The organism is Paraglaciecola sp. L1A13 (assembly GCF_009796745.1).
Classification (GTDB): domain Bacteria; phylum Pseudomonadota; class Gammaproteobacteria; order Enterobacterales; family Alteromonadaceae; genus Paraglaciecola.
Genome location: NZ_CP047024.1, coordinates 4,097,193 through 4,110,865, shown reverse-complemented (window position 1 = coordinate 4,110,865; position 13,673 = coordinate 4,097,193). Strand labels below are relative to the sequence as shown.

General features: G+C 42.8%; 8 protein-coding genes. 5 read left to right on the top strand and 3 right to left on the bottom strand.

Annotated features, from left to right (window positions below; all coding sequences use genetic code 11):
• Nucleotides 1–113 precede the first annotated feature (113 nt).
• Nucleotides 114–1,784: a hypothetical protein gene (locus GQR89_RS17330; RefSeq protein WP_158771208.1), complete on the bottom strand. Its 1,671-nt coding sequence runs from the start codon at nucleotides 1,782–1,784 to the stop codon at nucleotides 114–116.
• A 421-nt stretch (nucleotides 1,785–2,205) separates the two neighbouring features.
• Between GQR89_RS17330 and GQR89_RS17325 the strand changes: the two genes are divergently transcribed.
• Complete coding sequence (locus GQR89_RS17325; RefSeq protein ID WP_158771207.1) at nucleotides 2,206–4,047, top strand: bifunctional acetyl-CoA hydrolase/transferase family protein/GNAT family N-acetyltransferase; 1,842 nt, start codon at nucleotides 2,206–2,208, stop codon at nucleotides 4,045–4,047.
• Nucleotides 4,044–4,961, top strand: a complete 918-nt coding sequence (locus GQR89_RS17320) for a histone deacetylase family protein (protein WP_158771206.1) — start codon at nucleotides 4,044–4,046, stop codon at nucleotides 4,959–4,961. Before GQR89_RS17325 ends, GQR89_RS17320 begins: the two co-directional genes overlap by 4 nt.
• 24 nt (nucleotides 4,962–4,985) lie before the next feature.
• Here the strand turns inward: GQR89_RS17320 and GQR89_RS17315 are convergent, their stop codons facing one another.
• Entirely contained in the window at nucleotides 4,986–5,711 is a 726-nt protein-coding gene (locus GQR89_RS17315) for a YafY family protein (protein WP_158771205.1), read from the bottom strand.
• 121 nt (nucleotides 5,712–5,832) lie between these two features.
• Between GQR89_RS17315 and GQR89_RS17310 the strand changes: the two genes are divergently transcribed.
• The 3 genes from GQR89_RS17310 (at nucleotide 5,833) to GQR89_RS17300 (ending at nucleotide 10,415) form a co-directional block, all read left to right on the top strand.
• A complete protein-coding gene (locus GQR89_RS17310; RefSeq protein WP_158771204.1) occupies nucleotides 5,833–6,219 on the top strand; it encodes a VOC family protein in 387 nt (128 codons plus the stop codon).
• Nucleotides 6,220–6,589: 370 nt separating this feature from the next.
• The gene (locus tag GQR89_RS17305; protein ID WP_158771203.1) at nucleotides 6,590–7,156 is read left to right on the top strand and encodes a DUF2780 domain-containing protein; all 567 of its coding nucleotides are present in this window, start codon (nucleotides 6,590–6,592) and stop codon (nucleotides 7,154–7,156) included.
• A gap of 82 nt (nucleotides 7,157–7,238) precedes the next feature.
• Nucleotides 7,239–10,415: a DUF748 domain-containing protein gene (locus GQR89_RS17300; RefSeq protein WP_158771202.1), complete on the top strand. Its 3,177-nt coding sequence runs from the start codon at nucleotides 7,239–7,241 to the stop codon at nucleotides 10,413–10,415.
• 208 nt (nucleotides 10,416–10,623) lie between these two features.
• Here the strand turns inward: GQR89_RS17300 and GQR89_RS17295 are convergent, their stop codons facing one another.
• Nucleotides 10,624–13,665 (bottom strand): TonB-dependent receptor, encoded by a 3,042-nt coding sequence (locus GQR89_RS17295; RefSeq protein WP_158771201.1) that lies wholly within the window; start codon nucleotides 13,663–13,665, stop codon nucleotides 10,624–10,626.
• Nucleotides 13,666–13,673: the final 8 nt, after the last annotated feature.

Sequence of the window (13,673 nt, the reverse complement as noted above, 5' to 3'; positions counted from 1 at the left end):
CTGCGACAGACAAGGCAGGGATTTTTATGGCCCGTCACACGGTGCGTTCTATATTGATATTCAACAAATATCAATATAGAAATAAGGACAACATGTTCGTTATTCTTCCATTATTATTTACTGGTTTGCATATCTCCTAGTTTACTTTTGCCTCTTGCTGTTTGTTCTATTTGGGTTAGAAAAGCGGGTTTATTACCCGTCATTTCCCAAGTACCCAAGGCAATCGGTATGCCTCCAATATTATTTAGTTCGTCAAAAAATGCTTTTAAGGAAAACGGGTTCAGCTGCTCTTCATCAAGTTTCGCTTTTTGTGCGATAGCGGTATCTAATAATATCTTGCCAGTTACATAGCTGGTGCCATAGCCAGGTTGACGTAAATAAAGATGTTGTTCAAAAATAAGTAAATCGGGCTCTGTTTTCATCCAGCCTCTCGGGGTGTAATTCATATGTATATCACCGGCTTGTTCCATCGGCATTTGATTTGCATGAGCGTACAACGAACCGAGTCCTCTAGCTGCCCGCTGTGCCAACATGATCCACACTATCTCTCTCGCCCTAGGATTGTGGTCGTACAAGCCTGCATGCATAAATATCTCTTCAACCGCCGTTGCAGTGCCTTCGTTACGACTATCAAAAATATTATATAGTAACGACTGTTTTCTAAGGGTTCGAGGATTAGGGTCATTGGCCATTATTGCTAATTCAAACCAATGATAAAAATGTGAATATAAGGGGGTAGGATCTAAGTGAGAGCCAATGTGAAAAAAGTGTCTGTTTTCTTCGGGAATAAAGCTACCTAATTTATCAAAAAGAGCCGGTCTAAAATAATCGGGTACAGTCACTATATTCTTTTCATCTAAAAAATTAATAAAGTAGTCAGCAGAACGATTAGCTAAACGATCAAATTCTTCAGTGTTTTTAACTGACACTAAAGGCGGTAAGTCCTTATTTCGCTGTTCTTCTAATTTTAATGACGACCAAGCTCTGTCTAACTCTCGGCGTAATAAGCGCTCTTCGTCAGCCCATGTCATGGGTACCATATGCACGTTTTGTTGATACCAAGTATACTGCTCAATACCAAGACCTGACGGCCCGTTCTTTTTTGACGTCTGTTGTTTCAACCAGGTAATAAACTCTTGAGTAGATTGGATTGCTTGAGTGTGGGTGTGAATCAAATTTGTATTGTTGGTATTTTCGATTTGTGAAGTAATGTCGACTAAGTTCTTATGCTGTATTTGAATATCGCGTATGCCGGCAATCCACAGTTCTTTGGCATTACCGATTAAATTTACTTTAGCTTGCGTTTGCAGTGGCTTAATTCGCGATAAATCAGTGGCTAACCTAAGTTGTTCATTTGCACTAAGGGGAAACGAATATGTCCATAACTCTGTTGTATAATGCGGAGTAGGGCCTTCATGCGAGGGAACATCACTCTGATAGGTCCACACTTGTTTGTAAAATGCGGGGTCTCGTTGCCACGGTTTTAAGACTTTACTATTAAAGTCGTAGCCATTGAGCTCCGCCAACATGACAAACCAATCCACTTGCTGTTCAACCGTCCAATCAGCTTTATCAAGTGAGAGTAATTTTGATTTAAATTGCGACCATTGTTCTTCGCGCTTATTGAAAGTTTGTTGACGGTAGTCGGGAGCAAGTTGATGTAATGGAGGTACTTCAAATGCGCGCCATTGCGTAAATAAAGTTTCTAATTGGCTAAAGTCCGAAGAAGATTTTGCAGTAAATGTGCAGCATACTAGTATGGCAGCAATATACATTGCTCTCATTTTTCATCCCTGATAATAATTAACAATATATTTTAAAAATTAGCATGGTGTTTATATATTAGTCAAGTGGTTAATATATAAACAATAAACCAACTTATTTTCTAATATTCTCAATTTAACGGCTCCAATACTGTGGCTTCATTATCTTACGTTCATAGTTCGTTTTCGTTTCAAGCGTTCAATTTGTCATTTAGTCGCGTCACTATAATTTTATCAATTAAGAGGTTGAAGAAAGTGCTGGTTAGCATACGTTCTACACAAGGTTAAAATGTTAATAGTAGCCAATCAACTTTGACTGATGTTCTTGCGAATAATGATCGTTTAAGATTAAGACTGATGATTAAACATGCCATACCAAGGTCTTAATGCTGATTAGGCCATTCTATGGCAGAGTAAGTTTGAGTCTATCTCAGGAGTTATTATGGAAGTTGCCTTACCCAATCGCCCTGACTGGAAAGAATTACTTAAGTCAGGCAATCGCATTTTTATTGGCTCTAATGCTGCCGTTCCCAATGCACTTATTGATGATTTGATTGCCAATAGCGGTGATCTGCATGACATTGAATTGGTGCATATCAATACCTTGTCAGAAAGTCGTTGGGTAGAGTCGCAATTCAGTGATTTATTTAAAGTTAACGCCTTGTTTATTGGCGGTAAAAAAATCCGCCAAGCTGTGGCGGAAGGTCGAGTAGACTATACCCCGTGTTTTTTATCAGAAGTGCCATCGCTGTTCGAACAAGACATCTTGCCGTTAGATGCGGCTTTGATTATGGTCAGCTTGCCAGATAAATACGGTTATTGTTCATTGGGTGTGGCGGTAGATGTGAATTTGGCTGCCGTTAAAAAAGCCAAATATGTGATTGCGCAAATAAACCCTATGATGCCCCGCACCAGTGGTCAGACATTTATCCGCATTGACGATTTTGCAGCATGCATTGAAGTTGAACAAGCCTTACCTGAACTACCGCTTTTCGAACCGGATAAAATCACTGAACGCATAGGGCAATATGTCGCCATGCTGGTGGATGATGGTGCAACGCTGCAACTTGGCGTGGGTAAAATCCCCAATGCCGTGTTGTATTACTTGCAGAACCACAAAGACTTAGGTGTGCATAGTGAGTTGATTACGGACGGTATTATCGATTTGATCGCCAAAGGGGTGATCAATAACCGTAAAAAGACCTTTCATCCGGGTAAAACGGTGGCCAGTTTTTGTTTAGGCAGTAAAAAGCTGTATGACTTTGTGGATAATAATCCTCATGTTGAGTTTTATCCCAGCGATTACCTTAACTCACCGGCGAATATTGCGCGAAACCATAAAATGGTCGCCATTAACAGCGCGCTTGAAGTCGACTTAACGGGGCAAGTGGTTGCGGATTCAATTGGTCATCAGTTCTACAGCGGTATAGGCGGGCAAGTCGATTTTATCCGTGGTGCTGCCATGTCAGTGGGCGGCAAGCCCATTATCGCCATGCCCTCAACCGCTAAAGACGGCTCAATTTCGCGTATTGTGCCTTTTATCACCGAAGGCAGTGGAGTGGTAACATCTCGTGGGCACGTACACTATGTGGTTACCGAATTTGGTGTGGCTTCACTTAAGGGGCGCAGTATTCGTGAGCGTGCTTTAGAATTAATTCGGGTGGCTCATCCTAAGTTTCGTGAACAGTTGCTTGCTAAAGTACGTGAGCATTACTGGGTACCAAATTATCAAAAAAACTATCCTCGGGACGTTCCTGAACTAGGACCTCTGGGGTTTAAAACACTTAAAGTTGATAATCAAGCGTTTGACTTACGACCCTTGAACCCTGCCGATGAACGTCGTTTGCAAGAGTTCTTTTATTCGCATACTAAAGAAACCCTTTTTTACCGTTATAACCATTATCCCACACAGATGACCCGGGAAAAATCATGTAACTTGGTCAGTGTTGATCAGAGTCACGACTTAGCGTTGTGCATTGTTAGGCAACACGGTTCAGTAGCCGAAATTCAGGCTGTAGGGCGCTATTATTTAAACGCAGATAAGCAAAGCTGTGAAGCTGCTTTTGTGACCCGGGAGTCATTCCATGGCAAAGGCATGGCCAAACAACTACTGGCTGAAATGATACTTATCGCCAAACAACGTGGTTTAACAAAAATGCTCGCCATGGTCAGAGCAGATAACCGCAATATGCTAAGAGTATTCGAAAGTGCTAATTTTGTGCGCCAACCAGCAGATGAGCCCGGTGAAGTAAATTTAATTTTGAGTCTGGATAAACAACAATGAGTTTTGTATTTATTAGTCACCCTAGTTGTGGTTTGCATGACGCAGGTGAAGATCACCCCGAAAGCTCCGACCGATTGCATGCTATTAATGATCAACTGATTGCCTCAAGGCTTGATTTTGTTATTGATAAACAACAAGCAATTCAAGCCACCAAAGCGCAATTATATTTAGCCCATGACAAAGCATACGTGGATCACGTATTTGCCAGTGCGCCAAAAGAAGGGGTAATCGAATTTGCACCCGATACGCAAATGACGCCTCGCAGTTTAGACGCTGCGTTATATGCCGCGGGCGCAAACGTGATGGCGGTCGATCTAGTCATGCAAGGTAGAGCCGAACAAGCGTTTTGTGCCGTGCGCCCACCAGGGCACCATGCCGAATATGCTAAATCCATGGGCTTTTGTTTTTTTAATAATATTGCCGTCGCAGCCGCTTACGCTATGGCGCAATATGGCCTGGAACGCATAGCTATAATAGATTTTGATGTACATCATGGTAACGGTACTGAAAACATTTTTTTTAACGATGAACGCGTATTGTTTTGCTCGTCATTTGAGTCGCCTTTTTTCCCTTATAATATGGGGCCGGGTAACGAGCATATATTAAATCTACCTTTGTCTGCTGGTACGTATGGCGATGAATTTATGAAAGCAATTAGCGAGCAATGGCTACCTAAAATAGATGCTTTTGCTCCGCAATTAATTCTTATTTCTGCTGGCTTTGATAGTCACTATGAAGATGATATGGGGCATTTGAATTTAGTCGAAACGGACTACTACTGGCTGACCTCAGAGCTTAAAAAGTTGGCGGTTAAACATTGCAAGGGCAGGATGGTTTCCACCTTGGAAGGTGGTTATGTATTAAGTGCATTGGGGCGCAGTGTTATTGCACATATTAAAGGGATGATGGAGTGATCCGTCATCAAACACTCAATATGTTTACTCAGCATAAACGTTTTTAATGTGGTTATTAGCGATGTCTTGATCTTTTTTAACGAGTTTGAGATACGTCGATAGGCTCTTGTCTTTTTCATCTTTGTAGCGGGTATTGAGTTGGCTGAATTCTGTGATCCGATCAAGACGGAAATTTCTAAATGCACCGCGTAGTTCACACCAGCCGGCCAGTAACCATATCGGACTAAATGATATTAATGCGAGAGGTCGAATGATTCGTTGAGTTTGTCGGTCATTAAGGTCCAAATAGGTAAAGCTGACAACATGTTTGCGCCTAATGCATTCTCTCACTTCGGTGAAGTTGACTTCCCAAGGTATTTTGTAATGGCTGGGGGCTGAAAATGTGCTGATTTGGTGAAGCTCGTTAATTAACTGAGCGGGTAATGTGGCTTGAATTTTTCGATAAGCACTTTGTGCTTTTTCGGCGAACTTTTCATCAGTCCAATTACTCACCATACCAATTCCCAAGGCGATTGCTTCCAATTCATCTGCATCAAACATAATAGGTGGTAGATGGTATTTTTTATCGATTACGTAACCCACTCCAGCCTCACCTAGAATCGGTACACCTGAATTAACTAGATCTTGGATATCGCGATAAATAGTTCTTAAGCTAACTTCAAAACTCTCAGCCAGTGTATGCGCTGTAACAGCTTGATGCATTCTTCTTAGGTGATGAACAATATCGTTTAGTCTGTCAGCTTTGCGCATATGTGATTACTTCATCTGTGTGGATGTATGCTTAATTTTATACAAACACTACTGACATTAACTGTCAGTAGTCAATGGCTACTATTAGGTCGCGTTAAATAATAACTTACAGGAGAGCGCAATGATTGGATACGTAACGATAGGAACAGCAGACTTAGCTAAATCAGGGGCATTTTACGATGCCTTATTAGGCACTATAGGTGCAGTACGATTTATGGAGGAGCCTAATTATTTTATTGCTTGGTCAAAAGGGCAAGGTGAACCTTCGCTTGGTGTTGCAGTGCCTTTTAATAAAGAGCCTGCAACGGCAGGTAATGGCACCATGGTCGCCATTGCGCTAGAAAACCAACAACAGGTTAATGCCTTCTATAACAAAGCACTTGAATTAGGCGGAACATCTGAAGGGGAAGTTGGTTTTCGGCCTGAAGAAGCAGAATCAGGTTTTTACGCAGGTTATTTTAGAGATTTAGATGGTAATAAACTGAATGCATTTTGTATAGTAGGTTAGGGCGCTTAATTATATCTACCAGTGGCAAAGCAATTCTGCTTTATAATGAAACTTTCAATATGCAGTATTAGTGCTCAGCCTAGAAGCTATATGCTCTGACGATTAGGACAGGGCATTTTCATTAATGCTTACATTGCCTTAGAAGTGTAAAGACAAACTTTACACTTCTGTTAGGGTATAAAATCTCGATATGCGTTAGAATAGCGCGCTAAACTACCCTTCATTGCATCATTCGAACTTTACACTACAAAAGCATTCTAAAATGAGTATTAGGCTGAACGCCGATTTTATTTGCATGCTGCGTTCATCTAAATATGTGTTGCGGCGGGTAAAATAATTCCAAACATTCAAACCATTTAAGGACTATTAAATGAAAATATTCTCTGTTTTACTGATCACAACCTTAACCCTTTCATCGCACGCATTTGCTAATGAGACGGTCGATAAATTAAAAGGCTTACTGGGTAAGTCTAGTAGCTCAACGTCAACACAAACGGTTTCTTCTACTGAATCTCAAGCTTTAGACGTTTCAAGTATGGTGAGTATGGTGTCTGATAATTTAGGGGTGAGTGAAACTCAGTCTCAAGGCGGTTTAGCCTCAATTTTTGATTACGCTAAATCTAACCTTTCTGGCGGCGATTACACTGAGCTAGCAAGCAGTATTCCTGGTTTAGATAGCTTGCTTGACTACGTGCCTGAGGTGAATTCGGACTCGTCATCAAAGAGTTCTGCCATGTCAGGATTATTAAATAAGGCCTCAGAATATAGCTCTTCGTTAAGCAGTATTAATGCCCTAAAGCAGCAATTTGAAGCGCTGGGTTTAGATACTGATATGATTAGCAGCTTTGTATCGCAAATTAACGCTTATCTTAGCGGTGATAAAGACACTCAGGCGTTGCTTCAATCTGGGTTAGGTAATTTAGCTGCGTTGCTTTAATCATCCTTGGGCGGGCTTTTTGCTATCTGTGATGGGCTCGCCATGTCTATAATACTATTCTCGTCTTAAAACCAAGCCCACTATGTATTTCAAAAATCTAGTAACAACTTTCAGCAATCAAACAAAGTGGGTGCGTATTTCCGCTTATGTCATCACTGCCTATGTCATTTATGCGCTAATTTTAGGTCTCATCACGCCCTTGGTTCTACAGTCTCAGTTGCCAGGTGTGTTGAGCGACAAGCTCGGGCGCACGGTCACTATTGAAAAAGTACGTATCAATCCATTTTTGCTTCGTGTTCGTGTATCTGACTTTATCGTTGAGGAAGAACAGACTAATGCACCATTTGTGCAGGTTTTGCTATTAGAGGTGGATGTTGGATTTTGGCAAACGTTGCTGCACTTAACCCCAACCATTGAACACGCATATATTGATGAGCCCTATACCCATTTAGCCCGCATATCTGGTGGTGATAAAACGACGCTTAATTTTTCTGACATTATCGAAAAGCTCAAGCAAGAATCGTCAGAGCAACCACCAGTGGATGAAGATGAGATAACAAAAATTCCGCATATTCGATTAGGGCGCTTTCAACTCTCTGGCGGACACGTACTGCTTTCAGATAAAGTTACCGAAACAGAAATTAATTATCCCGAGTTAGCATTTGTATTAACTGATTTGGATACCCTCGCTTTAATTTCTCAACCATCGAAAGATAAAAGTGCTCAGCTACCTGAGAATCATTACAATTTTAAGCTGCTTACTGATGAAGGTGGTACGCTCCACTTCGATGGGCAGTTTCAATTGGCGCCTCTTGAAGCAAAGGGCAGTATTGAGCTGGCAAGTGTTGCGCTATCACCTTTGTGGCCGCTATCAGATGACGTAATTGAAGCAAGGCTCACCAATGGCCTATTAGATTTCAATTTGAATTATCATCTAGTACAACAGATAGACGGCGTACGCTTACAAGTAAATAACGGACAACTAGCTCTATCGAACCTGACGATTACTGATAGCAATAGCCAGCCAAAGGTTAAGATTGCTGGCATACATATTACTGGCGTTAAACTTGATACAAACACTCAGCAAGTTGATATCGCTAGTGTTCGCATCGATGAGCCTTGGGTTGATGCGAGTGTTGATAAGATGGGCGTAGATTTAGTTGCCATATTAACGCCGCAGTCAAAACTTGATCCCGTTACCGCAAGTGCCCCTAATGTAAAATCAGCAGCAAACTCAGATGCTGTTTCTCGCACTGAGTCACAAAATGCACAAACCGAGCAAGCGGATCCAAATGCAGGCACTTCTGTCCAAGACGAAGCAGATGAACCGGAATGGCGAGTGATTTTACAGTCATTTGCTTTGAATGATGGCGATATAGCCATTAACGAACGTGTCGTTTCCCAAGGTGTGCATTGGCGAGTGTTTAATATCAATGCCACGACGGGTGTAGTCGATACACATTTTGAAAGCCCCATAGAATACACCCTGCAGCTCGGAGTTGGGGGGAATGCCTCGCAGCGGCCGACAAGTGCGTCAGGCGAGTTTGTGAGTAGTGGCAAGGTAAGTATGAAGCAACAACAAGTCGCTGGTACGGTTGATGTTAGTCAGTTCGCATTAGTACAACTTCAACCGTATATCACACCCTATTTAAACGCTAATCTGCAAAACGGTATCGCTGGTGTATCGGGTACATTTGCAGCGGGTTCGGCTAGTCCTACCGTGTTTACAGGTCAAGCCAATATTAGCGAGCTGGCTGTCGTGGATGGGCTGAAACAAGAACCGCTGCTTAAGTGGCAGGATATGCAGTTAGCTGGGATCCAATATGACAGCAGCGAAAATGCCTTTTCGCTGCAAAAAATAGCGCTTAAAAGTCCATTCGCCAAACTGGTCATTGATAAAAACAGACAAACAAACATTAGCGATATTATCGTTAACACGCCATCAGCCAATGCGGCTCCAGCGCAACCATCTGCTGCTGTGAATAGCCCCACAATGACTGAGCAAACAGCTTCGCCAATGATGGTCAGAATTGATGAAATTAGTGTGCTGGAGGGCAGTGCTTACTTTGAAGATAATTCTCTTAGACCGCGCTTTGCTTCGGGTATTGAGGCGTTAAACGGCAGTATCACTTCTTTGTCGTCAAAAGCAGATACTTCCGCTAACGTTGATTTGAACGGTAAAATTGATGGTTATGCGCCAGTGGCATTAAGCGGAGCGATTAACCCCCTTCTTGAAGACACGTATCTTGATTTAAGCTTCTCGGTAAGTGGCGCTGAGCTGACGTCAGTTAACCCATACTCAGGTACCTATATGGGGCATTTTATTGACAAAGGTTTATTGTCATTAGATGTAGGTTATAAGCTGGAGAACAATCAGTTAAAGGGTCAGAATCATGTGGTCATTGATCAGCTCACCTTAGGTAGAAAAACGGATTCAGAGCAAGCACTTAGTTTGCCACTAGGGCTTGCTATTGCGTTGTTGCAAGACTCTGATGGCGTAATTGACCTAGGTATGGAAGTGTCGGGGGATTTGAACAACCCAAGCTTCGGGTTTGGCGCGATTATTTTCAACGCGCTTGGCAACATAATAACCAAAGCCGTCACTGCGCCTTTCTCACTTTTGGCTAATCTAGTTGGCAGCGACGATGAGCTTAACGAAATTGCATTTTCTCATGGCTCAGCCGCTCTGAATGACGCCATATCTGAAAAACTTAACACATTGGCTAAAGCGCTGGTTAAACGACCTGGTCTTCGCGTAAACATTGAAGGCACAGTTAACGAAGTACAAGATGCATACGAGATTGCTGAACAACAGCTGCAACAGCAATTGCTTGAGTTGACTGGGGACGCTGTGCTGCCTGCTGATTTCTCTGCTAGTGCCATTACGTTAACTGGGCCATACGGAAACGCTTTAGTGACATTATTTAGCGCTGCGACCGACAAGGTTGTAGAAGAAGAGCGTCAGGTAGTCAATGCACAACTAGAACAGGGTCAACCAGAGCAGAAAGACGGTAAGAGCCTTGTCTCACAAGAACAACAGAACCAAGCCTTGGTCATTGCTATGTACAATCAAGTTAGAAATAATATTAAAGTGCCACGCCATGCGTTGGCAATATTGGCCGAAAGTAGGGCTAAAGCAGTTAAAACGTTTTTGGTGAATAACGCGAAAGTAGATACCAACCGATTATTTTTGCTAAACAGTCGTCAGCATTTGCAGCGTGATAAGAGTGGCGTAACACTCACACTGGAAGCAAACTAACCTAATCAAAATGCGTTAACACGTTAGTAGCGATAGCTGTTTTAACGGCAATGGCAATGCTGGTGGTATGAGTGATGCCAGTCGTTGCAAAATGATTTAGGGCTTCAAACAGTGAAGTAGAAACAGATTAGCAAGGATAACCGCAAAAAAAATGCCGCTCACTAGTGTGAACGGCATTCGGTAATTTACCGCAACTACAAGGTTACTTTTAGTATTTAACGCTCACGCCCGCAAACAAGCGAGGGCCGTAGTCATTTACTTCCCCTAAGTTACCTTGAACATAATAATCTTGAGATTTTGGCGCACTAAATAGGTTAATAGCCTCGACTTTAACACGCACGTGGTCGTTTACTTTATAAGACGCTCGCGCTTCCCATACACCTACTTCATCAACGTAACGTAAACGCGTTCCGTTACTGGTATAAGGTTGGAAATATTCACTACGATATTTATAAATCACTGCCGTGTCTAAGTCGCCAATTTGGTAGTACACCTGAGTGCTAAATACATGTTCCGAAAAGCCAGGTACTGAGCCAGGAGGGATGATCCCCGCACTAAGCTGAGTGGTGTTTCCGTCTAAGTCGGTAATAAATGTGTCGCCGTATAAACTGTCTTCGAATTCGAAATCAGTATCAGCATAGTTATAGCCAATTTTAATACCAATACCACTGTCCCAACGATAGGCAATTGACGTCTCGATACCGAATAAATCACTCTCATTATCTGTTGTCACAGCACTTGTTACGGGCAGTGCAAAATTTTCGCCATCTATTTCAAAGTTTTCTAACACGGTTTCTTGCTGAAATCCGCCTTGAAACTGCTTGTAATAAACGCCGAACGCAAAGATAGAATCTTCATTTGGGTACCACTCAAATGCTACGTCGTAGTTCCATGACATTAGCGGTTGTGTATTTGGATTACCTGAGCCATTCACGCCGACTAGCAGATCTGCAAGTGAGGTTGGCGCTATATCATCATCGGTTTGAAAGGTACGGCTATAACCCAAATCCGACGGATCGGCGCGTGACATTCCACGGTAAATACCACCACGCAGTAGAATATCATCACTGTAGTTAACCACTAAGTTAACACTAGGCAACACTTCCGTGTAGTCTCCGCCGCCTTGTATTTTTTCAAGTGAGTCGCCCGTTACCAAACTAAGAATGCCTAATTCGTCAGTGACCACATCGAACGTGTTTCGAAAGCCAATAGATGTCACCTCAGTATCAACAACACGTACACCAAAGTTACCGCGAATCAATTTACCAAACATTTCTGTGTCATAACTGGTCATGACATAGGCAGAATTGGTTTTTTCTGTTACATCAATGGTACCGCTATTTTCATACTCTAACTCTGGGTATGCGAACTCTCCGCCTTGGGAAGCAGCAACCGCTTTTGAGAAACATATGTTGTCGTAGGTAGCCCAAGAAGACCCTGTACCACTGCTAATAACATTGCCTGCGCTGTCTACATTGGTAACAATATTACCGTCTGAGACACTGGATAAAAAGTCAGACTCAGGGAAAGACTTTTGGCAGCTCTCCAGCACTTCAAGGGCTGATGTTACGTCGGTATTTAAGTTATACTCATTTCTTGATCCATTACCTTGGCTACCGCCATACTGAATAAAGCTCAGTTCAGATGTTCTAAGACCCGCTTGAATGCTAGTGAAAACCTCACCATTTAATGCGTAATCAAAGTCTAGGCGCGCCGACTTTATTTCATTATCTCGAGTGTTTTCTTTATCGATACGGGTGCGCAGACTGTCGGTGTAATTACTAATGTCACTCACATCGAAGTCGGTTAAGGTAAAGTGAGGAATATTCTCTCCCATATCCCAACTAAAGAACTGCCTGTCAGCAGTGCGGCCTCTATTAGAAACTTGCAGTTCTTCACGCTCAGTTTTAGAGTAAGAGGCATCAAAATTAATGGTGAGTGCTTCTGTTGCGTAATGCTCAATATTCACACCGTAGCCGCGATAGTTCTCTTCTCGAGAAAATTCTTCACCTGCTGATTCAATACGTTCTTGGCCTTCCCAGTGCAGAATACCACCCACCTGATTTGTGACTAAAGTTGGCCCAGTTAGGCCTGGTGTAGCGCGTTTTTGTAAAAATATTAAATCGTGACGAGACTCTTGTTGCGTTCTATCTGACACTTGCGCGTCAAAATTAATATCCCAAGCTTCTGAAGGTTGAAATTGCAAGGCTAAGAAAAATGCATCCCGTTCATCGGACGTCTCGTTTTGACGGTAGCTGCGGCTACTGCCAGTCCAAGCGTACGGTGTTCCGTCACTCACCGCTTTACCCGTCTCAGGATCGATAGACGTATCGTATCCTTGGTTACTGCTTCCGTTCACCTGATCTTCACAGTCACCGGCACTACTACGATAGAAACCCTCGTTAGTATTGGTTGGGTCGTTTAAGCATGCCCATAAAGAGGAACCGGTTGGACTTGAGCTTCGGTACTCAGCTTCAGGTTGGCTAATGTCTTGGCGTTGTACACCAAACGATACCCCTAGGGCTTTGCCATTATCGAACTCGAACTGATCAACGTAGCTTAAGGTACCACGAAACCCTAAGTCGCCTTGTAGAGCGTTGTCTACGTTACCTTCGTCTGGGTTATAATTACCTTTTATTTCACCTTGGATACGTTGCTTACCAAAATCGAGGGGTTGCACTGTTTCAAGCGAAATAACTCCCGCTACGCCCCCTTCAATCATCGATGCGTCTTGGGTTTTATAAATAGCGACTTTTTTTACTAATTCCGATGGGAATTGCGAGAAGTTGACCGAGCGGTCACCGCTGCCATTAGTTGCTTGGCGGCCATTGATGTAAGTTGCACTTAAAAATGGTCCCAAACCACGAATGGTAATTTCTGTGGCACCGCCATTTTCCCGGTGAGAAGCTGCGCCAGTAATAGATTCTAATGCTTCACCGATAGAAAGCGCAGGTAAGTCGCCAATATCCTCCGAAGAGAGCCCATCAACCACTGTGTTTGACTCTCGTTTAATGGCAATTTGATCCTGAATGGTTCGTCGCGAGCCTACTACGTCAATGATCTCAAGCTCTGCTTCATTCTCGTCTAGTGCGGCTTGCGTTTCTTGTGCTTGCAAGGCGAATGCAGTCGTTGTGGTCATCCCAGCAATAATCGCTGCTTTTATCCATTTCGCTGCTGGGCGAACGGCAAAAGCAGGCCCCGCTGTAAGGTGGAATTCAGGTGTACAATTGTGTTTTTTGTTCAACGACATTTAAGTAT

What these genes read in the sequence shown, in the direction of transcription:
- GQR89_RS17330 (WP_158771208.1), bottom strand. Translation starts at nt 1,784, where the DNA reads ATGAGAGCAATGTATATTGCTGCCATACTAGTATGCTGCACATTTACT.
- GQR89_RS17325 (WP_158771207.1), top strand. Translation starts at nt 2,206, where the DNA reads ATGGAAGTTGCCTTACCCAATCGCCCTGACTGGAAAGAATTACTTAAG.
- GQR89_RS17320 (WP_158771206.1), top strand. Translation starts at nt 4,044, where the DNA reads ATGAGTTTTGTATTTATTAGTCACCCTAGTTGTGGTTTGCATGACGCA.
- GQR89_RS17315 (WP_158771205.1), bottom strand. Translation starts at nt 5,711, where the DNA reads ATGCGCAAAGCTGACAGACTAAACGATATTGTTCATCACCTAAGAAGA.
- GQR89_RS17310 (WP_158771204.1), top strand. Translation starts at nt 5,833, where the DNA reads ATGATTGGATACGTAACGATAGGAACAGCAGACTTAGCTAAATCAGGG.
- GQR89_RS17305 (WP_158771203.1), top strand. Translation starts at nt 6,590, where the DNA reads ATGAAAATATTCTCTGTTTTACTGATCACAACCTTAACCCTTTCATCG.
- GQR89_RS17300 (WP_158771202.1), top strand. Translation starts at nt 7,239, where the DNA reads ATGTATTTCAAAAATCTAGTAACAACTTTCAGCAATCAAACAAAGTGG.
- GQR89_RS17295 (WP_158771201.1), bottom strand. Translation starts at nt 13,665, where the DNA reads ATGTCGTTGAACAAAAAACACAATTGTACACCTGAATTCCACCTTACA.